Source organism: Achromobacter sp. UMC71 (genome assembly GCF_014170305.1).
Lineage (GTDB): Bacteria > Pseudomonadota > Gammaproteobacteria > Burkholderiales > Burkholderiaceae_B > Achromobacter.
This window is the reverse complement of the sequence record NZ_LZZT01000018.1, coordinates 230,569-252,630: the sequence shown is the minus strand read 5'-3', so window position 1 is coordinate 252,630 and position 22,062 is coordinate 230,569. Positions and strand designations below refer to the sequence as shown.

The window sequence follows — 22,062 nt, the reverse complement described above, 5'->3', positions numbered from 1 at the left end:
CGACGATTCAGGCGGCGTTGCGCAGCGCGCGGGCGGCTTGCACCATGCCGATCAGGGCAGCTTCGGTTTCAGGCCAGGCGCGCGTCTTCAGGCCGCAGTCCGGGTTGACCCACAGGCGTTCCTTGGGCAGGCGGGCGGCGGCTTTTTCCATCAGGCCGACCATCCAGTCCACTTCGGGCACGTTGGGCGAATGGATGTCGTAGACGCCCGGGCCGATGTCATTCGGATAGCGGAAGTCCTCGAACGCCTTGAGCAGTTCCATGTTGGAACGCGACGTTTCGATCGTGATCACATCGGCGTCCATGGCCGCGATGGATTCGATGATGTCGTTGAATTCCGAATAGCACATATGGGTGTGGATCTGCGTCTCGTCGCGCACGCCGGCGGTCGACAGGCGGAAGCAATCCACCGCCCAGTCCAGGTACGCCTGCCAATCGGCGCGGCGCAGCGGCAGGCCTTCGCGAATGGCCGGCTCGTCGATCTGGATGACGCTGATGCCGGCGGCTTCCAGGTCCACCACCTCGTCGCGCAGGGCCAGCGCCAGTTGGCGGCAGGTCTGTTCACGCGGCTGGTCGTCACGCACGAACGACCACTGCAGGATGGTGACCGGGCCGGTCAGCATACCCTTGACCGGCTTGTCGGTCAGCGATTGCGCATACGAAGACCAACCCACCGTCATCGGCGCGGGACGGGCCACGTCGCCGAAAATGATCGGCGGCTTGACGCAGCGCGAGCCATAGCTTTGCACCCAGCCGTTCTTGGTGAAGGCAAAGCCGGCCAGCAGCTCGCCGAAGTATTCCACCATGTCGTTGCGCTCGGGTTCGCCGTGCACCAGCACGTCCAGGCCGACCTTCTCCTGGAAGCGGATCACTTCCTCGATTTCCTTGCGGATGGCCGTCTCGTAGGCCGAGTCCGTCAGGGCGCCCGATTTCCAGTCGCGGCGCAGCGCGCGGATTTCGGCGGTCTGCGGGAACGAGCCAATGGTCGTGGTCGGATAGGCGGGCAGGCCCAGTTCTTCTTGCTGACGGGCGATGCGGCCGGCGAACGGCGCGCGGTCGCGCGACACACTGGCCGAAGCGGCCATGCGCTGGGCCACGGCCGGGTTGTGGATGCGCGTCGACGAACGGCGGGCCGCCAGGGCGGCGCGTTGCTTGGCCAGGCCTGCCTGCACGGACGGCTCGGTGGCGTTGTCCAGCGCACGGCCCAGCAGGCTCAGTTCTTCGAGCTTTTGCGCGGCGAACGACAGCCAGCTCTTGAGCTCGGCGTCCAGTTCGGTTTCATTGGCCAGGTCGACCGGCACGTGCAGCAGCGAGCACGACGGGGCCAGCCACAGGCGATCGCCCAGTTGTTGCTTGACCGGTGCGAGCGTGGCGATGGCGGCGTCCAGGTCGGTGCGCCAGATGTTGCGGCCGTTGATCACGCCGGCGGACAGCACCTTGTCAGCGCCCAGGCCCGCGACCACCTCCGTCAGTTGTTCCGGCGCGCGGACCAGGTCCACATGCAGGCCGGCAACCGGCAGGCCCAGTGCCGTTTCGAGGTTGTCCTTCAGGCCATCGAAGTACGTGGCGATAAGCAGCTTGACCGGGCTGCCCGACAGCGTGGCATACACCTGCTTGAAGGCGTCGCGCCAGCCTTGCGGCAGGTCCAGCGCCAGGATGGGTTCGTCGATCTGGACCCATTCCACGCCCAGCTTGGCAAAGCGCGCCAGCACTTCCTCGTACACGGGCAGCAGGTTGGCCAGCAGTTGCAGCTTGGCCGGATCGGCGGCGCCGGCGGCAAAGGCATCGCCCTTGCCCTGGAACAGCCAGGTCAACGGCCCCGGGATCACCGGTTTGACGGCGTGACCCAGCGCCTGGGCTTCCCGGATCTGGTCGAACAGCGATTCGCGGGCGACGCGGAATGTCTGGCCCGGAACCAGCTCCGGCACGATGTAGTGATAGTTGGTGTCGAACCACTTGGTCATTTCGCAGGCGGCGGCAGGCTTGCCCGACGGTGCGCGGCCACGCCCCATGCGGAACAATGTGTCCAGCGACACCGGCTCATTGTCCTTCTGGCCGAATCGCGCGGGCACGGCGCCCAGCAGCGTGGTCCATTCCAGGATCTGGTCGTACCAGGCGAAATCGCCCACGGGCACGAACTTCACGCCGCTGGCGGCTTGCAGCTTCCAGTGCTGGGCACGCAGGTCGCGGCCGGTCTGTTCCAGCGCTTCGCCGGTCTGCTTGCCGGCCCAGTAGGCTTCGACGGCGCGCTTCAGCTCGCGCTGGGCGCCAATGCGGGGGAACCCCAAATTATGAATGGTAGTCATGGCAAACCCCTGTTCGACAAATTTTGTTCAAGTGAAGGCTATTCTGCCGCCAAATCAAAATGAATCAAAATCAATGTCTACATTCATAAGATGAGGAAATCTCATAGAATATAAGCTCATTCCCGCCCCCTGGGGCGGGGAGCCCAGGCCGCCCGCCGAGGCGGCCCGCCACGCCCTCGATCACGCTTTCGCCATGCTGGAAATCCGTCACCTCGAAACGCTGACCGCCATCCGTGAAGGCGGCAGCCTGCAGGAAGCCGCCGAGCGCCTGCACCTGACCCAGTCCGCCCTGTCGCACCAATTGCGCGACCTGGAGACCCGCCTGGGCACGCCGCTTCTGAATCGGCGCACCCGGCCGGCGCGCCTGACCACGGCGGGCTTGCGCGTGCTGGCACTGGCCGACGAGGTGCTGCCCCGCATGCGCGCCACCGAACGGGAATTGCAGCGGTTGGCCGCCGGCCGCACCGGACGCCTGCACCTGGCCATCGATTGCCACTCGTGCTTCCAATGGCTGATGCCGGCGCTGGATGCGTTCCGTGCGCAATGGCCGGACGTGGCGCTGGACCTGACGGCGGCATTTTCGTTTGCTCCCCTGCCCGCGCTGGTGCGCGGCGACCTGGACCTGGTCATCACGTCCGATCCCCAGCCCCTCGAAGCCGTGGAATACCTGCCGTTGTTCAAGTACGAACTGGTGCTGGCCGTGTCCGAATCCAACCCGCTGGCCGGCAGCAAGTTCGTCATGCCCGACCAGTTGGCCGACCAGACCCTCATCACCTACCCGGTGGACAAGCAGCGCCTGGACATTTTCACGGCTTTCCTGGACCCCGCCGACGTCGAGCCGGCGGCCGTGCGCAAGGCGGAACTGACGCCGATCATCGCGCAACTGGTGGCCAGCAACCGCGGCGTAGCCGCGCTGCCCAACTGGGCGTTGACCGAATACATGAACCAGGGGTGGCTGCGCCAGTGCCGCCTGGGCCCGCAAGGCGTGTGGCGCACGCTGTACGCCACGGTGCGCAGCGAAGACACCGACGCGTCCTACATCGACGAATTCCTGACCTTGACCCGCGACGTCTGCTTCAAGACGCTCAGCGGCATCAAGTCGGCCAAGTAGGCCACCAAGAAGCCGGACTCACCGAGCTTGCCGTCGCCCGGCGGTCATGGATACGGCCGGGACAGCAGGAACTGCCGCGCCGGGTGCGCGGCAAGGCGCGGCGGCTACTCGTCGCCGCTGTCGCCATCGCCCAGGATGCGGCGGATGACGTCATGCGCAAATCCCCGGCTGGCCAGGAAGCGCGCTTGCTTGGCGTAGGCGGCGCGGTCCGCGGGCTTGGCATCGAAACGCTTTTTCCAGACTTCCAGCGCACGGTCGTATTCGGTGGCGCGCAATTGCTCGCGCAGCTCGGCCACCTGGATGTCGTCCACGCCATGCTGGCGCAGTTCCTGCACGATGCGGGCCGCCCCCTGGCGCGAGGCGCGGCGATGCACCAGGCTCTGCGCGAAGCGTTCGGTGGACAGCCAGCCTTCTTTTTCCAGCGCGTCCAGCACGGCATCGACCTCGGCCGGATCTTCGGCATGCGGGGCGAGCTTGCGCGCCAGTTCTTCGCGGGCGTGCTCGCGCCGGGACAGGTAGCCCACCGCGCGCATTTTCAACGACGGCCCCTTGGGCGGGGTCTTGGCCTTGCCGGCCGCATCCGGCGCACCGTCGGCCAGGCTGTCGCTTCGGCCGCCCTTTTTTGCACGGCCGCCGGCCGCGCGTTGTTCGGAACTGCGCTGCCATTGCGGCGGCGTTGCGTCGGCGGCATCGCCCCCCGGCATGGCACTCTCGGCATGCCGCAAGCTGTTTTCCGCGGACGTCCGCCGTGCATCCGAGGTGCGTCGCAGCCCCTCGGGCTTGGCCACGGTTTCGAATTCGTCGTCCAGCTTGGCGCGTAGGCGGTCAGCGGACGCGGCGGAGGGTTTCCAGCTCATGCGCTTCCTGCTTGCTAAGTGCCAGCGGCAGGTCTCTCATGCAGGCTCCACCTCGCGGAGCCTGCATGAGAGACCTGCCGCTGGCAACCGGGCTGGCGAGCCCGAAGGCGATGCCGGGCCCCGGCATCGGGGCCTGGCCACGGATGCCGGGTGAATTACTCGGCGTCGTCTTCCGCGGTCGGGACGAATTCAGCGGCACGGCTGACGATGCCCTGGTTTTCACGGACGCGGTTCTCGATTTCGATCGCGATTTCCTTGTGCTCTTTCAGGTATTCGCGGACGTTGTCCTTGCCCTGGCCGATGCGGTTGCCGTTGTAGCTGTACCACGCGCCGGACTTGTCCACCACGTTGGCGGCCACGCCCAGGTCGATGATTTCGCCTTCGCGCGAGATGCCGGCACCGTACATGATGTCGAATTCGGCTTGCTTGAACGGCGGCGCCACCTTGTTCTTGACGACCTTGACGCGGGTTTCGTTGCCCACGACTTCGTCGCCCTTCTTGATGGAGCCGATACGGCGGATGTCCAGGCGCACCGAGGCGTAGAACTTGAGCGCGTTGCCGCCGGTGGTGGTTTCGGGGTTGCCGAACATGACGCCGATCTTCATGCGGATCTGGTTGATGAAGATGACCATGCAATTGGTGCGCTTGATGGTGGCGGTCAGCTTGCGCAGCGCCTGGCTCATCAGGCGGGCCTGCAGGCCCGGCAGCGAATCCCCCATTTCGCCTTCGATTTCGGCCTTGGGCACCAGGGCCGCGACCGAGTCGATGACGATCAGGTCGACTGAACCCGAGCGCACCAGGGCGTCGGTGATTTCCAGCGCCTGCTCGCCCGTGTCCGGCTGCGAGATCAGCAGGTCGGTCAGGTTGACGCCCAGCTTGTTGGCGTACTGCACGTCCAGCGCGTGTTCCGCGTCGACGAAGGCGCAGGTGCCGCCGATTTTCTGCATTTCGGCAATGACCTGCAGGGTCAGCGTGGTCTTGCCCGAGGATTCCGGACCGTAGATTTCAACCACGCGGCCTCGCGGCAGGCCGCCGACGCCCAGCGCGATGTCCAGCCCCAACGACCCCGTGGACACCACCTGGATGTCATGCGAGACCTCGTTGTCGCCGTAGCGCATGATCGAGCCCTTGCCGAACTGCTTTTCGATCTGCGAAAGCGCGGCGGCAAGCGCCTTGGCTTTTTCCGAAGCGGCGGCCTTGGTGGTTTTGTCGTCCATGTAGAGTCCTATCTGTAACGTATCGGGGCGCGGTACGGGGGTTGTCGAGATGTTTTGGATAGCGCAGATTATGGCATCGGATTGTACTGTACAAAAAACCAGTGTGCCAGAGTTTTCCACGTATTCCCGGAGTGGGCAAGACCTCTTGCATATGACAGAATCGCGGAAGACCCCGGCGCTATGTCCCCATTCCCCCGCCGGGCCGCCCGCCCCCGGCCACAAGCTCCCGGCGGCAAGCGCGCCCGGTGCGCGTTGCCGGATTCCCTTATTTATCAGCAGCCCATGCGTATCCTGATCGCCGAAGACGACAGCATCCTGGCCGATGGCCTGTCACGCTCGCTGCGCCACAACGGCTATGCGGTGGATGCCGTGCGCGACGGGCTGGCCGCCGATTCCGCGCTGGCCGCCCAAGCCTTCGACCTGCTCATCCTGGACCTCGGCCTGCCGCAACTGGCGGGACTGGAGGTGCTGCGCCGGCTGCGGGCCCGCAATTCGGCCCTGCCCGTCCTGATCCTGACCGCCGCCGACAGCATCGAGCAACGCGTCAAGGGGCTGGACCTGGGCGCCGACGACTACATGGCCAAGCCCTTCGCGCTGTCCGAGCTCGAAGCCCGCGTGCGGGCCCTGACCCGCCGCGGCGCGGGCGGCGGCGCCACGCTGCTCAAGCACGGCCGGCTGATGTTCGACCAGACCGGGCGCGTGGCCATGGTCGACGACCAGACGCTGGACCTGTCCGCGCGCGAAGTCAGCCTGCTGGAAATCCTGCTGACCCGCAGCGGCCGCATGGTCAGCAAGACCCAGTTGGTCGACCACCTGTGCGAATGGGGCGAGGAAGTCAGCACCAACGCCATCGAAGTCTACGTGCACCGCCTACGCAAGAAGCTGGAACCCAGCGGCGTCAAGATCGTGACCGTGCGCGGGCTGGGCTATTGCCTTGAACGGGACCAAGGTGCGGCGTACCTCGCAAGCTGAGCCTGCCGGTCCGGAGGCACTGAACCAGGAAGCGCTGGATGTCATGCGGGCCGGGGCCCGCGGACCGAGCTTCGCGCCGCCGCAGCGCTCGCTGCTGGGCGAGATCCTGGACTGGATGCTGGCGCCGCTGTTTCTGCTGTGGCCCATGAGCGTCGCCATCACCTATGTGGTGGCGCAGAACATCGCCAACGTCCCCTACGACCGCGCGCTGGCCAACAACCTGCACGTGCTGACCCGCCAGGTGCACGCGCAGGACGGCCGCGCCGTGCTGCGCATGACCGACCCCGCGCGCGACGTGCTGCGCGCCGACGAAACCGACAGCGTCTTCTGGCTGGCTCTGGGCAGCCGCGGCGAATACCTGGGCGGCGACCGCGCCCTGCCTCTGCCCGCCTCGGTGGCCCAGCCGCGGCCCGGCGAGGTCCAGTACGAAGACGACACGCTGCGCGGCTTCGGCATCCGGCTGGCCTTCACCTGGGTCGATCTGAACCTGCCCAACACCCAGCCCGCGCTGCTGATCGTGGCCGAGACCGTCGAAAAGCGTACTCAGCTCGCCAACGACATCATCAAGGGCGTGATCATTCCGCAATTCGTGGTGCTGCCGATCGCGGTGCTGCTGGTGTGGTTCGGGCTGTCGCGCGGCGTGGCGCCGCTGAACGCGCTGCAGCAGCGGCTGCGGGCGCGCCGGCCCGACGATCTGTCGCCCATCGACGAACGCGCCGCGCCGTCCGAAATCGCGCCGCTGGTGGCGGCCATGAACGACCTGCTGGATCGTCTGTCGGCCAACGTGCAGGCCCAGCGCCGTTTCGTCGCCGACGCCGCGCATCAATTGAAGACCCCGCTGGCGGGGCTGCGCACCCAGGCCGAACTGGCCCTGCGCGATGCCAGCCCCGAGGAAATGCAGTCCAGCCTGCGCCAACTGGTGACCGGGTCCGAACGCGCGACCCGCCTGGTGAACCAGCTGCTGCTGCTGGCGCGGGCCGAGAACCCCAGCGCCATCGGGCTGGCGGCCACCGACCTGAACGCCATCGCCTACGAGCAGGCCATGCACTGGGTGCCCCAGGCGCTGTCGCTCAGCACCGACCTGGGCTTCGAAGGCTCGGAAACCCCGGTCCTGATCAACGGCAACCCGCTGCTGCTGGCCGAGCTCTTGAACAACCTGGTGGACAACGCGCTGCGCTACACCCCGCGCGGCGGCCACATTACGGTGCGGGTGCAACGCCAGGACGACCAGGGCGTGCTGGAAGTCGAAGACTCGGGCCCGGGCATCGCGCCCGAAGAGCGCGAGCGCGTCTTCGACCGCTTCTACCGCGTGCTGGGTACGCTGTCCGACGGCAGCGGACTGGGGCTGGCCATCGTCAGGGAGATTGCTCAGAAACACCAGGCGACCGTCCTGATCAGCGACCATCCCACGCCGCACTCCGACCTGCCGGGCACCCGCATCCGGGTAATCTTCCCGCTCTACGCCGACCCTGCCGACGACCTCGACAGCTAGCTTTGGTGCCCTGGCCGCGCCTAAGGACTATCCCTAGCTCCCTACGGCACAGTTACTTTTAGTTTCAATTTTAAGATTCAGGTAAGGGTTACGTCAGAACCTCGTCAGCCTCGCGCCCCAACCTTGCGCATAGCTCGATGTCGGCCCCGCCGGCGGAGGGTGACGCACGGCGGAAAACCGCTGGCCAGAAAAAATCGAGGAGACATCATGAGCACAACTACCATGGCAGGCCGCGGTCCATCCGCGGAACCGCGCCCGATGACCAAGGATGAACGTCGCGTCATCTTTGCCTCGTCGCTGGGCACGGTGTTCGAGTGGTACGACTTTTATCTTTACGGTTCGCTGGCAGCCATCATTGCCCAGCACTTTTTCTCGGGCGTGAACCCCACCGCGGGCTTCATCTTCGCGCTGCTGGCCTTCGCCGCCGGTTTCGCGGTGCGCCCCTTCGGCGCGCTGGTGTTCGGCCGCCTGGGCGACCTGGTCGGCCGCAAATACACGTTCCTGGTCACCATCGTGCTGATGGGCCTGTCCACCTTCCTGGTGGGCGTGCTGCCCAGCTATGCCAGCATCGGCATGGCCGCTCCCGCCATCCTGATCATCCTGCGCCTGCTGCAAGGCCTGGCGCTGGGCGGTGAATACGGCGGCGCCGCCACCTACGTCGCCGAACATGCGCCGCATGGCCGCCGCGGCTTCTACACGTCCTGGATCCAGACCACCGCGACCCTGGGCCTGTTCCTGTCGCTGCTGATCATCCTGGGCATCCGTACCTACCTCGGCGAAGACGACTTCAAGGCCTGGGGCTGGCGCATTCCGTTCCTGATCTCGGTCATCCTGCTGGGCATCTCGGTGTGGATCCGTCTGCAGCTGAACGAATCCCCCACCTTCAAGCGCATGAAGGAAGAAGGCAAGGGTTCGAAGGCGCCGATCAAGGAATCGTTCGGCCAGTGGAAGAACCTGAAGGTCGTGATCCTGGCGCTGCTGGGCCTGACCGCCGGCCAGGCCGTGGTCTGGTACACGGGCCAGTTCTACTCGCTGTTCTTCCTGACGCAGACGCTGAAGGTCGACGCCAACACCGCCAATATCATGATCGCCCTGGCGCTGCTGATCGGCACCCCGTTCTTCGTGATCTTCGGCGCGCTGTCGGACAAGATCGGCCGCAAGCCGATCATCATGGCCGGCTGCCTGATTGCCGCGGCGACCTACTTCCCGATCTTCCAGGGCATTACGCACTTCGCCAACCCCGCGCTTGAAAAAGCGCAGGCCAGTGCCCCGGTCACGGTCATCGCCGATCCCAGCACCTGCTCGTTCCAGTTCAACCCCGTGGGCACCGCCTCGTTCACCAGCTCTTGCGACGTGGTCAAGTCGTTCATGGCCCGCAACTCGGTGAACTACAAGAACGAAGCGGCGCCCGCCGGTTCGGTCGCCAAGGTCAAGATCGGCAACGACGAGTTCGCCTCGTTCGACGGCAAGGCCATGGCGCCCGCCGACTTCAAGGCCAAGGCCGCCGAACTGGACAAGGCCCTGACCACCGCGATCCGCAGCCACGGCTACCCCGCCAAGGCGGATCCGGCGCAAAGCAACAACGTCATGGTCGTCGTGCTGCTGACCATCCTGGTGATCTACGTGACCATGGTGTACGGCCCGATTGCGGCCATGCTGGTGGAAATGTTCCCGACCCGCATCCGCTACACCTCGATGAGCCTGCCGTACCACATCGGCAACGGCTGGTTCGGCGGCTTCCTGCCCCCGGTCGCCTTCGCCGTCGTCGCTGCCACAGGCAATATCTACGACGGGCTGTGGTACCCGATCATCATCGCGGTCATGACCCTGGTCATCGGCACCCTGTTCGTGCGCGAGTCCAAGGACAACGACATCAACGCCTAACCGACCATCCCCCGCCGGGCGGGACTGCTGCGCCTGCCCGGCCTTTCAAAAGCTCCCTTGGGAGCTTTTTTTTTGGGCGAAATGATGGCCAGGGGCAGACGGGATTTTGACGTCGACAAGTCAGGCGGGCCGCCCACGCCGCGTGCGCCTTTCCAAATGCCACGCCAGGAGAGCCCTCTCGGCCACCCGAAGGCCGAGTAGCCCCCTCGATGGGCAGCAAGCGCGAAGCGCGCAGCGTGGGAGCCCCCCCTCGGGGCCAACCATTTTCAGGACCCTGTCAGACCCCCACGATTAGACTGGCGCCTCAGATTACGGCCTTGCGCCAGATCGCCTGGCGATTGATCCCCCTGTCAGGCGGTTGCAGGGCTAGTGTTCTGACACCGATACCGCGTTCCCCGCGAGCCTTTTATGACGCGGTATTGTGTGCTCCCGTACCGGCCCGGCCTTTATTGAGCCGGGCCGCTTTTTTTTGTGCCGCGCAAACGCAAAAAAGCGGCCGACGAATCGGCCGCCTTCAGCAATGCGCGCTTGCGCGGTTCAGCGGCGCATGCCGACGCCGATGACCAGCACGCCGGCCACGATGGCCGCGATGCCAGCCCACATGGGAATCGGCACGGATTTTTCGGTTTCGGCCGTGGCCTTCACCGAGCCGACCTGCAGGACGGTTTCCTCGGACTTGTAGCTGAAACCCTTGTAGGCCAATGCGGCAATGCCCAGCACGATCAGGATGGCGCCGACGATTTTCATGCTCTCTCTCCTCTTGCACACGGTTGTCGCGGACATTACCGGAAGGCGCCAGGCCTGTCAGTGACAGAACGTGTCGCCTCGCCCCATCGTATTGCACCGCTACGGCAAAGCGGCCAGGGTCGTATAGAATCTACCCTTTTGGCCGACGCTCATGTGGTTCAAGAATCTCAAGATTTACCGCCTCTCCTCGCCGTGGACCCTGACCGGCGAGCAGCTTGAAGAAACGCTTGCGCGGCATGCCTACCAAGCCGGCAACAACCTCGAAATGCAAAGCCTGGGCTGGGTGCCGCCGCGCGAAAATGGCGGGCTGGCCCACGTCGTGGGCGGGCAGATCCTGCTCAACCTGCGTGCCGAGAAAAAACTGCTGCCCAGCACGGTCGTGAACCAGGTCGCCAAGGCCCGCGCCCAGGAAATCGAAGAGCAGCAAGGCTACAAGCCCGGCCGCAAGCAGATGAAGGAAATCAAGGAGCGTGTCACCGACGAGCTCCTGCCGCGCGCCTTCAGCGTGTACCGCGACACCCGCGTCTGGATCGATCCGCAGAATCACTGGCTGGTCATCGACGCCGCCGCCTCGGCCAAGGCCGACGAAGTCATCGGCCTGCTGGCCAAGTGCGTGGACCCGTTCCCGCTCGAAAACCTGTACGTCGCGCAATCGCCCGCCTCGGCCATGACCGGCTGGCTGGCCGAAGATGAAGCCCCGTCCAACTTCAGCATCGACCAGGACACCGAACTGCGCTCGTCCGGCGAAAGCGGCGCGGCCATCCGCTATGTCAAGCACTCGATCGACGCCGACGACGTGCGCCGCCATATCCAGTCGGGCAAGCAGTGCACCCGCCTGGCTATGACCTGGGCCGACCGCATTTCGTTCGTGCTCACCGAAGGCCTGGACGTCAAGCGCGTCGCGCCGCTGGACGTGCTGAAGGAAGGCAATGACAACATGGCCACCAACGACGACGAAAAGTTCGACTCCGACATGATGCTCATGACGGGCGAACTGGCCAAGATGCTGGCCGAGCTGGTCGACGCCCTGGGCGGCGAAAAGAAGATTTAAGCCGTCAGCCTGGCTGCGCCTGGCAAAAAAAGGCCGCCCCATACGGGCGGCCTTTTTCATGGCGGGTCCGGCTGCCGGCCCAGCGCGTACCCGGCGCTTGGCGGGCCGCAAGGCCCTGCATGGCGCGGCGCCGTCCAGGCCTTAAGCGGCAACGCTGCGGTCGCGGCCGGCCTGCTTGGCCTGGTACAACGCCTTGTCAGCGCGGTCGATCAGATAGGCGTAGTCCGGGTGGCCGTCAAAGGACGCCACCCCGATGCTGGCGGTGATGCGCAAGACGCCGGCTTCAGGAATGCCGAACGCGTGGCGGCGGATTTCCGCGCCCAGCTTTTCAGCGACCGCCAAGGCGGCGTCCCGCGCCGTGTCCACCAGCACCACCAGGAATTCCTCGCCGCCGTAGCGGAACACGAAATCGCTGGACCGGCACGACTGGTGCACCACTTCGGCAAACTGCCGCAGGATCTGATCGCCGCCGGAATGGCCATGCTGGTCGTTGATGGCCTTGAAATGGTCGATATCCAGGAGCAGCACGGAAAACGCCGAATGCTCGCGCGTGGCGATCAGGATCTCGCGTCCGATCACCGACGGCAGGAAGCGCCGGTTCAGCACGTTGGTCAGCGGGTCGCTGCCGCTTTCGATCTCGGCCACCATGTCGAACAAGCCGTTGAGCAGATGCTTGATGCGCGCCACCAGCTCTTGCAATTCACGCACCTGGTCGGGCAGCGACGGCAGGTCCGCCTGGCCGCTTTGCAGCAAGCGCGGTAGCACCACATCGTCCAGCCGCGTCACCGCCTCGGTGATCTGGGTCAGCGCCGGCGCGCTCTCGAACAATACCCCGCCCTTGTGCTGCAGCCACAGACCGAACTCGGAGGCGGCCAGGCGCGGCAGCACCTGCTCGGGCGCGCGGTAGTGCAGGCCGATCAGCACGGCCTGGCTCCATTCCAGCAACGCCGCGCGCTGGCGTTCGCGCTCGGTCGAGATGTTCTGCCCCAGCGCGAACAGGCGGTAGGCTTCGTCGTTGCGGGCGCCGCGATTGATATCGCGCATGAAGGCGCGGCTCATCTGCTCGATCGCCAGGTCGAACAGGTTGCAGACGTACTGCGTCGCCACCGAAGCCGCCATGCCGTCCAGGTCGCTGGCGCGCAGACGCTGCGCGATTTCGTTCTTCAGGATGCGGGCGCCGGCCATCACGAGGTGGATCGGGATGTGCACGCGCGCATGCACTTCGCCGACCTTTTTCTGCGTGGCCATCAGCGCCGCGATGTCGCCCTGGTCACGCACGCACAGCAGGCCCTTGAGCCAGCGCTTCATGCCCTTGTGCAGGCGGCTGGAGACGATCTCGTGCGACAGCCGCGGGCCGGCCTCGGCATCGGCCAGCAAGGTGGAATAGAAGGCGTCGACCAGCTCGATGGCGCTATCCGACACGACCGCGGCGACCTGGCCGCGGGTGTAGGCATCGACGGAGGAATAGACCGCCTGCCAGGCCTGGGCGTTGGACGCGCTCAGGTAACAGGCCTGCCCGGCGGGATCAGGGGACGACGGAACTGCGCGACTGCTCGAAGACATAAAACCATCCGACCGAAGATTCCATGGCGTGTCTCGGAGCGACACGCGACAGGAAAAACCAGCGCGGATTATGCTTGAAATCGCCGGCGGGCCGCGGGGGCGGCGCCGCCGTTTCCGGTTTATTCCAGGCCGTGGAACACCGAATCATCCGGACCGACGTGCGACGGATGCTGCCACGTCACATCGCGCAAGGAGTGCTGCACCAATCCTTCCACGCCCAGCAGCACCGCGAAGATGGCCATACGGATGGGAATGCCGTTGTCGGTCTGACGGAAGATGGCCAGGCGCGGATCATGGTTCAGGTCCACGCTCAGGTCGTTGGCGCCCGGGCGGCTGTCGCGCGGCAACGGGTGCATCACGATGGTTTCCGGGCTGCAGTAAGCGTCGATGATGGCGCGGTTGATCTGGAAGTCCGGCGTGTAGCCTTCGTTCTCTTCGTTGGCGAAGCGTTCTTTCTGCACGCGCGTCGCGTAGATGACGTCGGCGCCAGCCAGGCCTTCAGCCAGCGTCGTCTTCTGCTCGATGATGTTGCCGTTGCGACTGGCCTGCTCGATGATGTACGAAGGCATTTCCAGGCCCTTGGGCGACACCAGCGAGAACTTGACGTTCTTGTACAGGGCCATCAGCTTGATCAGCGAGTGCACGGTGCGGCCGTACTTCAGGTCGCCCACCATGGCGATGTGCGCGCCGTCCAGCAGTTTGCCCAGGCGCGAGAACTCGGTCAGGATGGTGTACAGGTCCAGCAGGGCCTGGCTGGGGTGCTCGCCAGGGCCGTCGCCGCCGTTGACCACCGGAATATTGGTGGCGCGCGCGAATTCCGCGACCGATCCCTGGTCGGGATGGCGGATCACCATCGCGTCCACGTAGCCGCTCATGACGCGGCTGGTGTCGTAGATGGATTCGCCCTTGGCCATGGACGAAAACGTGAAGCCGGTGGTGTCGCACACCGAGCCGCCCAGCCGGCAGAACGCCGAACCGAAGCTGACGCGGGTACGGGTGCTGGCCTCGAAGAAGAGGTTGCCGAGCACGGCGCCTTCGAGCACGCGCGACACTTTCTGGCGGCGGGCGATGGGCTGCATCATGTCGGCCACCCGGAACAGGTCTTCGACCGATTCACGCGTGAACTGATCCACCGACAGCAGTTGATGCTTGCCTTCGACCGCGATTCGGTCGCGTAGCGGGCCATCTTGTACGCTTTGCGTATACTTTTCGAGCAAAACCCCGTTTTGCACGATTTCGCTGACGAAACGCTGCACCACTTCCGGCATCGCGCGGAATTCCTGCGACCCTTCGGGCAGCAACCAGGTATCAAGTGCCCGGCGCTTGACGCCGATCCGGGTGGCGAATACGTCGCGCGTGAGGTTCAGGCGTCGCATCGCGTCGCGCAGGAAAGCTTGCTGGGAAATGGTCATGACAGGTCCCGGATAAAGGGTTTATATACGCACTGCGCATATTATTCCCAACGCAAGTGCAAGTCCAACACTTTTGCGCACACGGGTTTACCCTCTGACGCTAGCGTCGAGCGTAGGTTGTCATGTGCGGCGTCGCATCTGCGGCAGCCTGACCCGCCGCCAGCCAGCAGCCGGTGCAAAACGCCAGGGCACTGGCCACAAAGCACAGCAGGGCCAGCGCCTGCGCCGGCAGATGCCCGCGCGTCACCCGACCGTTGTAGCCCTGGCGCAACAGGCTGACCTGCGCCAGGTATCCGAACATGGCGCCCAGGCATGCCGCCAGCAGGCCGGCCAGCAGCATGAACAGCGGCAGCTGCAGATCGGGGGCGGCGATGTCGCCGCCCACCATGCCCAGCGAAAACGCGGTCAGGCCCAGCGCCGCGACGCCGTTCAGCCAGCCCAGGAAGCGAAACGCGCCGGCCAGCAGCGCAAACGGCATGCCGGCGGCGCGGATCTGCTGGGCGCGGGGGTCCATGGATCAGCCCTTGCGGCAGACCGGCGTGGCGCTCTGGATCGAGGCGCGGGCGGCCGCAATCTCGGCGGCATCCCAGCGGCCTTGGCCCAGCACGGTCACCGTCACCTTGGACGTGGCCGGGCCGTCGGCTTCGGCCGACACCAGTTCCAGCACCGTGGCGGGCTCGCCCACCTTGAAGACCTGCACCTCGTCGGGCGCGCCCTTCTCGCCGATCGTGTGGCGCCAGGCGTAGGCCACGTTATAGGGGTGTTGCACATTGACATGGCAGGTGCGCACATATTCGCCCGCCCGGCGGAAGGCCGCCTGGTAATTGGTATCCACGCTGAAGGTTTCTTTCAGCACGGTATCGGACTCGTAGACACCCTTGCTGGCGCATCCGCCCAACAACGCCACCAACGTGACGCCCACCCACACAGACTTGCGCATGATTCTTCCTGCCATCAGATTCGGATTCCCGCGATTATGCCAGCGGCTGCAAAAAGGCCACGCCCGAAATGCCGGAACATTTCTGCGTGGCCCTTGCCGCGGCAGCGGTACGCGGACAGCGAGTCACCGCTATTTGGTGGCGGCGCCCTCGATTTTTTCGCCGCCGCGCTGGATGTCCTTGCCGGCTCCCGCGACGGTATTGCATCCCGCCGACAAGGCGGCAATCGAAAGCAGCATGACAAGAATGACTTTGTTCTTCATGGGCATCTCCTATCGAGGCGTGGAAACCGAAGCCAGCATACCGCAAAGACCGCCGTTTGCGCAGGGTGGGCGCCACCCCGCCCTGCTCGCCGGCAGTCATTGCCCGCTACGCCTGACCTCATGGTCACATTGCCCCGCGGCGCCCGCGCTGTCGCGTATTTGCCGGCAATGGATTAGCATTCTCAAATGACCACGAAACACGTATCGCAAAACCAAGGCGGCTCGCCGCAGGCATGGGGCTGGGAGCAGCCGCAATGCCGCGGACAGGCGGCTTTGGCACTCTTCATCGACGATTTGCATCGCATCCTGCAAACCCACGCCGCCGGCAAACTCGCCGACAGCAGCACCTTGGCGCAAGCCCAGGAACAAGTGGACGAGTTGCTCGCCCGATACAACGGCATCGCCGCCGCACCCGAAATTTTCCTGGGCCAATCGGTCCAACTGAAAGAAGGCGTCGATCGCAGCGGCGTTTCGCATACCGTACCCATTTTCTCAGCGCGGCTGAAGCAATCGCTGGTCGCGATGCTTGGACAAGGACCCGGCTGATACCGAACCGGCGCGCTGCCGTCGGCCAGCCAGAACAACGCTACAGAGGGAGACCGCAGAATGAACACAGACAATGTCGTAGAGTTTCTCCGCCTGTTATCGCTGGATGTCTCGCTGGGCACGGCCGCCCAGCACGCCGCGAGCCAGGCGGATGCGCCTCTGGCGTTGGCCCGTCTGGCCACCGCGCACGGCTTGCCTTGCAGCGCCTCTGACTGGTCCGTCTTCGCCCGCGCTTGCCTGGATTCCTCCGACACTGCCGAAAGCGAAGCACTGTCCGCCGACCCCAAGATCTGGCAATTGGTGCAGGATCCCGGCCAAGACGCCAGCATTCCCGCCAGCGCCATCACCCGGGTCATCGGCATCGTCGCGCAACCCGACGGCCCGCCGGTGGTGGGCCATGTCGTCAACGACCTGCCCGCCCTCGGCGCGTCGCTCTACCCGAACGGCTCCTGAGTCCGCCTTTGCCGCGGTGAACGCGCCGCCCTAACGGGCAGCCAGGAAATCTGCCGCACCCTGCGCCACGATCACGCCGCTGGCCATGCATGCGGTCAGCAGATAGCCGCCTGTCGGCGCTTCCCAGTCCAGCATTTCGCCCGCGCAGAACACGCCGGGCGCCTGCCGCAGCATCAGGCTGGGCCCCAGAGCGTCGAAGCCGACGCCGCCGGCCGTGCTGATGGCCTCGTCGATCGGCCGCGTCCGCGCCAGCGTCAATGGCAGCGCCTTGATCAGCACGCCCAGCCGCTCCGCGTCGCGAAAATCGTCCGCCCCCGCGCACTCACGCAGCAAGCCGGCCTTGACGCCCGTCAGCCCCAGCCGGCTCTGCAGATGGCTGGACATGGACCGCGCGCCGCGCGGATGCGTCACCGCTGCCAGTACCTTTTCGGGTGTCCAATCAGGTGCCAGGTCCAGCAGCGCGACAGCGTGCCCGGCGGCGTCGATCCGATCGCGCAGCGGTGCCGACAGGGCATAGACCAGGCTGCCTTCAATGCCGTGTTCCGTGACGACGAACTCCCCTTGGCGCGCCGGCCCCGCATCGCCGACGCGCATGGAGACCGATTTGACCGGCAGCCCCGCGTAGCGCTGCCCGAAATGCTCGGACCACGCCACCTCGAAGCCACAATTGGCCGGCCGCAACGGCGCCACGGCGATGCCGTGCGCCGCCAGCCCCGGCAGCCAGGCGCCGTCCGAACCGAGCTTGGCCCAGCTGCCGCCCCCCAGCGCCAGCACCACGGCGTCGGCCGCGTACGTGCGCTCGCCGTCGGGCGTGTCAAAGCGCAGCACCGCGGCAGTGGGGGCGGTCGGCCCGGGCCAGCCCAGCCAGCGGTGCCGCATATGAAAGCGCACACCGCTGGCGCGCAGCCGGGCCAGCCAAGCGCGCAACAGCGGGGCCGCCTTCATTTCCGCGGGAAAGACACGGCCCGACGAGCCCACGAAGGTTTCAATCCCCAACTGCGCCGCCCACTCGCGCAAGCCGTTGGCATCCAGCGCGCGCAGCCACGGCGCCACCTGGGCGGCGCGGTCGCCATAGCGAGCCAGGAACGGTGCGGCCGCTTCGCTGTGCGTCAGGTTCAATCCGCCGCGGCCCGCCATCAGGAACTTGCGGCCGACCGAAGGCATCGCGTCGTAGACGTCGACCTGCAGGCCGCGCGCAGCCAGGCCTTCGGCCGCCATCAGGCCCGCCGGACCGCCACCGATGACGGCGGCACGTTTGCCGGTTTCGTTCATGGCGCCGGCGCCTTCGCGCCGAAGGACGGATGCGGATTGAGATGCATGGATAGGAGATTCAGGAGTGCCAAGACAGCATGCGCCGCCGGGGCAGCGATTGTCGCATGCGAGACCCGAGGCCGGCCCCGGCGCCCGGACCGGACAAAAAAAATGCCCCGGATGGGGCATTTTTTCATCGCTTGCGGCAAGCCCTTGATATTGCGGCACTAATGCGACATGCGCAGCGCCTATCCCAAGGCTTGTCCACAATCGCTGTGGGTAACTTCAGGCGTTGGCGGCGGCCTGCATCGGCCCCGACCAGGGCTCGGCGTCGAGCTGGAAGCGCAGTTCCTGGTATTCGCCATCCACCGAGACCGACCGCAAGAGACCCGCGCCCAGCGCCTGTCCCAGCGCGCGGCGGCACAGCGTTTCGGGATCATCGGGCAGCGATTGGAAGACGCCGTCGGGAATGCGCAAGCGCAACAGGGCCTGGGGATCGCCGCGCTCCGCGGGCCGGCCGATATGGATGTGGGCCGGATAGCCGTGCGGGCACCAAATGCCCACGTGGTACTTGCCTTCGGTGCCGGCGTCGGCCACGTAGCCGGGATGATCGTATTTTGCGGTACCCATGGACCCTCCTCGTGTGCGGCGAACTAGCGCGCGTAGCCCATGGTAGCGCAGCGTCCGGCGGCTGTGCGGCCGGCAAACCCCGGGAAACTCCGGGCTGGAACGATGGCTTGATGCAAGGCAAGGAGAAGACGAAAAAAAACCGCGACCTGTGTCGCGGTTTTTTCGCGGCGCCTGCGGCAGGCTGTGAAGCATGCTGCCGTAGGGGCCAGGGACTACTTGAAACTGGTTGCGGGGGCAGGATTTGAACCTACGACCTTCGGGTTATGAGCCCGACGAGCTGCCAGACTGCTCCACCCCGCGTCTGATGTGTGAATCATACCTCATTTTGAAATCTTGTGCAGCGCACCGAGGCCATTTGCCCGATTATTTTTGCTCAAAAGGCAAAAAAACCTGCCTGCCGCAACTCGGATACGCGCTGCCAGGCTGGGCGCGTCCGTGCAGATCACCTGCGTGCGGCTCAAGGCCGTCAGTGTCAGCGGGCCGCTTTCCGGCAGGCAATGGATTTCGCCCGCGTTAAGGCGCAAAGGAGGCGAAAAATACGTGCCAGGCGGCAATTCCGCCCGGTATGGCGGTTCCGCGACCAGCAGGCTGCCGCTTACGCAGACCACCGTCGCGCCACCCCGCAAGCGCATCTGGCGGCTGGCGCCGGACAGGATTTCAAAGCGTTGGGCGGGCATTTCGGGAGCGGGAAAAAGGGCCATGGTCATCTCCAATCGGACCCCTATAGGCTACGCACCGCCTGCTTTGCACAACAGCCACACAATCTGCCTTTCTGTACCGATGCAGTCTCTCGATTTTGACGCTGTTCTGGTGTACTTTGCGTCAATCTGTGCCTACCCTCACACCAACCTAGGGGAGCATGATCGGCGCATGGAACCGCAACCGCTCTATCTACGCCTGGCCAACCACTACCGGCGCGCCATCCAGACGGGCGTGCTCGCCCCCGCCCAGCGCATGCCTTCCGTGCGGACCCTGGTGCGCACCCATCACGTCAGCCTGTCCACCGCGCTGCAGGCCTGCCGCCTGCTGGAAGACGACGGCCTGATCGAGGCCCGCCCCCGTTCCGGCTACTTCGTCCTGAAGCCGCGCCGCAACAGCATTCCCCCCGTCGACGAACCGGATATCCGCCAGACCTTGGGCGCCGCCCAATATGTCGGCATCCACGACCGCGTCTCGGACTTCGTCGCCAAATGCGAGGCTCACCCGGTCAGCGCCAATTTCGCGCTGGCCGCCGCGATGCCGGAGGCCTACCCGATGGAAGACCTGAAGCAGTCCATGATCCGCGCCCTGCGCCAGTCGCCCCAGGTGCTGGTCAGCCCGGTGCCGCCGCAGGGCCACCCGGACCTGCGCACGGTGCTGGCGCGGCGCGCGCTGGCCAACGGCATCAATGCCACACCCGACGACGTCATCGTCACGCACGGCTGCATCGAAGCCCTGAACCTGGCCCTGCGCGCCGTGGCGCGGCCGGGCGACACCATCGCGGTCGAGTCCCCCTGCTACTTCGGCCTGCTGCAGATCCTGGAAAGCCTGGGCATGCGCGCGCTGGAGATACCCACCAGCCCGCAGCATGGCCTGTCCATCGAGGCCTTGGACCTGGCCTTCCAGACGCACGGCAATATCCGCGCGGTGGTGGTCGTGCCCAATTTCCAGAACCCGCTGGGCTGCGTCATGCCCGACGCCGAAAAGGCCCGGCTGGTGGCCCTGTGCGAGCGCCAGCAGGTGCCACTGATCGAAGACGACACCTACGGCGCGCTGACCGACGACGATGCGCCGCTGGCGGCGGCCAAATCCTGGGACCCGACCGGCAACGTCATCTACTGCTCGTCGCTGCACAAGACGCTGGCGCCGGGCATGCGGCTGGGCTGGTTGCTGGGCGGGCGCTGGAAGGCCCGCATCGCCATGCTGAAGTTCGCGCAGAGCCGGCCCAACGAACCCCTGGCGCAGATCGCCGTGGCCGAGTACCTGGGCTCGCGCGCCTATGACCGGCACCTGACGCGGCTGCGCCGGCAATTGAAGACCCAGCGCGACCAGACGGCCGAAGCCATCGCGGCGCACTTTCCGCGCGGCACGCGGCTCAGCATGCCCACGGGCGGCATGCTGCTGTGGGTGGAAATGCCGGAAGGCCGCTCGGGGCTGGAGGTCTTCGAAGCCGCCTTGCGCCAAGGCATACGCGTGGCCCCGGGCGCCATGTTCTCCAACAGCACCCGCTACAACCACTTCCTGCGCATCAGCTGCGGCCAGCGCCATACGCCCGAGATCGCGCGGGCGCTGGGCACGTTGGCGCACATCGTCGGCGAGCGCGCCGCATGAATCCGCACCTGCACCAGTTCATCGTCGACTACGGCCTGTGGGCGGTCTTCGGCGGCACCCTGCTGGAAGGCGAAAGCGTGGTGGTGCTGGCCGGCTTTCTGTCGCATCAGCGGCTGCTGCACCTGCCCTACGTCATGCTATGCGCGTTCGCCGGCTCATTCCTGGCAGACCAGGCGCTGTTCTACCTGGGCCGCCGCTATCGCAACCACCGCTATGTGGCGCGGATCCGCGCGCAGCCGGCGTTCGGCAAGGCGCTGGCGGCCATTGACCGCTACCCGCACGGTTTCATCCTGGCCCTGCGCTTCTTGTATGGCTTGCGCACGGTGGGGCCGGTGGCGCTGGGCGTGTCGCAGGTGTCGCCCCTGCGCTTTCTCGTACTCAACGCCATTGCTGCCGCCATCTGGGCCGTGTGCTTCAGCCTGGTGGGGTATCTGTTCGGGCAGACCATTGAGTCGCTGCTGGGGCGACTGCATGGCGTGGAGACCAAGCTGGCAGTGGCTGCCGCGATCGGCATCGCGGTGTGGCTGGCTTACCGGCTGTACGCACGGCGTCGTCGTCAGGGGTGATCGCCGCAGCTCGCCGGCCGTACCTCGCCGGCCGCACCTGACCGGCCATCTCAAAACACCAGTTTGCCGCTGGCGATCATGACGTGGCGGCGGCGCGCCTTGCGGTACAGGAGGCCGATGAACGGCAGCAGGGCCAGCCGGCGCAGGATGGGGTGACGCTGGTCGAAGTCGTGCCATGCCTTGAAGCCATGGCCCAGGCGCTCCCAGCTCTCACGTGCTTCGGGAGAAAGTTTGCCGGGGTCGAAGGCCGCCAGCTTTGCCGCTTCCGAAACGCGGGCCCCCAGGGCCCGGCTCCGGCATTCCAATGGATACTGATTCCGCATGGGGCCGCATATTACCCGGCTTGCGAGGCGCGTGCCGGCCCTGCCCGCATGGGCAACGAACGACGTTTTGGCGCGTCCTTTGACCGCTATTTGCAAGCCCTTGTAAACAAAGGAAAAAGGCTGTCTATGCCCGGACTATCCCAAGGCTTGTCCACAGAAGTTGTGGGTAAC

Annotated in this window: 22 protein-coding genes and 1 tRNA gene; 9 read left to right on the top strand and 14 right to left on the bottom strand. The window is 65.8% G+C overall.

Features of this window, described 5'->3' with window-relative positions:
• Positions 1–7: 7 nt before the first annotated feature.
• The gene (gene metE / locus A9974_RS10390) at positions 8–2,305 is read right to left on the bottom strand and encodes a 5-methyltetrahydropteroyltriglutamate--homocysteine S-methyltransferase (RefSeq protein WP_183004004.1); all 2,298 of its coding nucleotides are present in this window, start codon (positions 2,303–2,305) and stop codon (positions 8–10) included.
• Positions 2,306–2,498: 193 nt separating this feature from the next.
• On the opposite strand from metE, the gene A9974_RS10385 reads away from it, so the two are divergent.
• Positions 2,499–3,416 carry a LysR family transcriptional regulator gene (locus A9974_RS10385; protein WP_183004003.1) on the top strand — a complete coding sequence of 306 codons (918 nt, stop codon included), beginning with the start codon at positions 2,499–2,501 and terminating at the stop codon, positions 3,414–3,416.
• Positions 3,417–3,520: 104 nt separating this feature from the next.
• On the opposite strand, the gene recX is transcribed toward A9974_RS10385, so the two are convergent.
• Together recX and recA are read right to left on the bottom strand one after the other, a co-directional pair.
• Positions 3,521–4,273: a recombination regulator RecX gene (gene recX / locus A9974_RS10380; RefSeq protein ID WP_255468115.1), complete on the bottom strand. Its 753-nt coding sequence runs from the start codon at positions 4,271–4,273 to the stop codon at positions 3,521–3,523.
• 155 nt (positions 4,274–4,428) lie between these two features.
• Positions 4,429–5,490, bottom strand: coding sequence for a recombinase RecA (gene recA / locus A9974_RS10375; RefSeq protein ID WP_025140288.1), 1,062 nt, complete (start codon positions 5,488–5,490; stop codon positions 4,429–4,431).
• Between the two features lie 282 nt (positions 5,491–5,772).
• Between recA and A9974_RS10370 the strand changes: the two genes are divergently transcribed.
• From A9974_RS10370 to A9974_RS10360, 3 genes are all read left to right on the top strand, one after another.
• A complete protein-coding gene (locus A9974_RS10370) occupies positions 5,773–6,462 on the top strand; it encodes a response regulator transcription factor (protein ID WP_183004002.1) in 690 nt (229 codons plus the stop codon).
• Between the two features lie 115 nt (positions 6,463–6,577).
• Positions 6,578–7,954: a sensor histidine kinase gene (locus tag A9974_RS10365; protein ID WP_183004142.1), complete on the top strand. Its 1,377-nt coding sequence runs from the start codon at positions 6,578–6,580 to the stop codon at positions 7,952–7,954.
• Positions 7,955–8,176: 222 nt separating this feature from the next.
• Entirely contained in the window at positions 8,177–9,838 is a 1,662-nt protein-coding gene (locus A9974_RS10360; protein WP_370539611.1) for an MFS transporter, read from the top strand.
• 537 nt (positions 9,839–10,375) lie between these two features.
• Here A9974_RS10360 and A9974_RS10355 read toward each other — a convergent pair.
• On the bottom strand, positions 10,376–10,585 hold the full coding sequence (locus tag A9974_RS10355) for a hypothetical protein (protein ID WP_006388393.1): 210 nt from the start codon (positions 10,583–10,585) through the stop codon (positions 10,376–10,378).
• Between the two features lie 151 nt (positions 10,586–10,736).
• On the opposite strand from A9974_RS10355, the gene A9974_RS10350 reads away from it, so the two are divergent.
• A complete protein-coding gene (locus A9974_RS10350) occupies positions 10,737–11,636 on the top strand; it encodes a recombination-associated protein RdgC (protein WP_183004000.1) in 900 nt (299 codons plus the stop codon).
• Between the two features lie 141 nt (positions 11,637–11,777).
• Here A9974_RS10350 and A9974_RS10345 read toward each other — a convergent pair whose 3' ends face one another.
• From A9974_RS10345 to A9974_RS10325, 5 genes are all read right to left on the bottom strand, one after another.
• Positions 11,778–13,199 (bottom strand): diguanylate cyclase, encoded by a 1,422-nt coding sequence (locus A9974_RS10345; protein ID WP_183003999.1) that lies wholly within the window; start codon positions 13,197–13,199, stop codon positions 11,778–11,780.
• Between the two features lie 119 nt (positions 13,200–13,318).
• Entirely contained in the window at positions 13,319–14,611 is a 1,293-nt protein-coding gene (locus A9974_RS10340) for an aspartate carbamoyltransferase (protein WP_183003998.1), read from the bottom strand.
• Positions 14,612–14,711: 100 nt separating this feature from the next.
• The gene (locus tag A9974_RS10335) at positions 14,712–15,125 is read right to left on the bottom strand and encodes a hypothetical protein (protein WP_183003997.1); all 414 of its coding nucleotides are present in this window, start codon (positions 15,123–15,125) and stop codon (positions 14,712–14,714) included.
• A 3-nt stretch (positions 15,126–15,128) separates the two neighbouring features.
• The gene (locus tag A9974_RS10330) at positions 15,129–15,551 is read right to left on the bottom strand and encodes a BPTD_2524 family lipoprotein (RefSeq protein ID WP_183003996.1); all 423 of its coding nucleotides are present in this window, start codon (positions 15,549–15,551) and stop codon (positions 15,129–15,131) included.
• A 129-nt stretch (positions 15,552–15,680) separates the two neighbouring features.
• Positions 15,681–15,812: an entericidin A/B family lipoprotein gene (locus A9974_RS10325; RefSeq protein WP_183003995.1), complete on the bottom strand. Its 132-nt coding sequence runs from the start codon at positions 15,810–15,812 to the stop codon at positions 15,681–15,683.
• A gap of 186 nt (positions 15,813–15,998) precedes the next feature.
• Here A9974_RS10325 and A9974_RS10320 point away from each other — a divergent pair, with 186 nt between their 5' ends.
• Positions 15,999–16,358, top strand: a complete 360-nt coding sequence (locus A9974_RS10320; RefSeq protein ID WP_183003994.1) for a hypothetical protein — start codon at positions 15,999–16,001, stop codon at positions 16,356–16,358.
• Between the two features lie 60 nt (positions 16,359–16,418).
• Positions 16,419–16,811: a hypothetical protein gene (locus A9974_RS10315; protein ID WP_183003993.1), complete on the top strand. Its 393-nt coding sequence runs from the start codon at positions 16,419–16,421 to the stop codon at positions 16,809–16,811.
• 30 nt (positions 16,812–16,841) lie between these two features.
• Here the strand turns inward: A9974_RS10315 and A9974_RS10310 are convergent, their stop codons facing one another.
• The 4 genes from A9974_RS10310 to A9974_RS10295 form a co-directional block, all read right to left on the bottom strand.
• The gene (locus tag A9974_RS10310) at positions 16,842–18,083 is read right to left on the bottom strand and encodes a TIGR03862 family flavoprotein (protein ID WP_183003992.1); all 1,242 of its coding nucleotides are present in this window, start codon (positions 18,081–18,083) and stop codon (positions 16,842–16,844) included.
• Between the two features lie 264 nt (positions 18,084–18,347).
• Positions 18,348–18,692, bottom strand: coding sequence for a hypothetical protein (locus A9974_RS10305; protein WP_183003991.1), 345 nt, complete (start codon positions 18,690–18,692; stop codon positions 18,348–18,350).
• A 223-nt stretch (positions 18,693–18,915) separates the two neighbouring features.
• Positions 18,916–18,992 (bottom strand) — tRNA-Met (locus tag A9974_RS10300).
• 20 nt (positions 18,993–19,012) lie between these two features.
• Positions 19,013–19,393, bottom strand: a complete 381-nt coding sequence (locus A9974_RS10295; RefSeq protein WP_183003990.1) for a hypothetical protein — start codon at positions 19,391–19,393, stop codon at positions 19,013–19,015.
• Positions 19,394–19,562: 169 nt separating this feature from the next.
• Between A9974_RS10295 and A9974_RS10290 the strand changes: the two genes are divergently transcribed.
• On the top strand, positions 19,563–21,002 hold the full coding sequence (locus A9974_RS10290; protein WP_183003989.1) for a PLP-dependent aminotransferase family protein: 1,440 nt from the start codon (positions 19,563–19,565) through the stop codon (positions 21,000–21,002).
• A complete protein-coding gene (locus A9974_RS10285; RefSeq protein WP_183003988.1) occupies positions 20,999–21,568 on the top strand; it encodes a DedA family protein in 570 nt (189 codons plus the stop codon). Before A9974_RS10290 ends, A9974_RS10285 begins: the two co-directional genes overlap by 4 nt.
• Positions 21,569–21,618: 50 nt before the next feature.
• On the opposite strand, the gene A9974_RS10280 is transcribed toward A9974_RS10285, so the two are convergent.
• Positions 21,619–21,873, bottom strand: coding sequence for a hypothetical protein (locus A9974_RS10280; RefSeq protein WP_255468114.1), 255 nt, complete (start codon positions 21,871–21,873; stop codon positions 21,619–21,621).
• Positions 21,874–22,062: the final 189 nt, after the last annotated feature.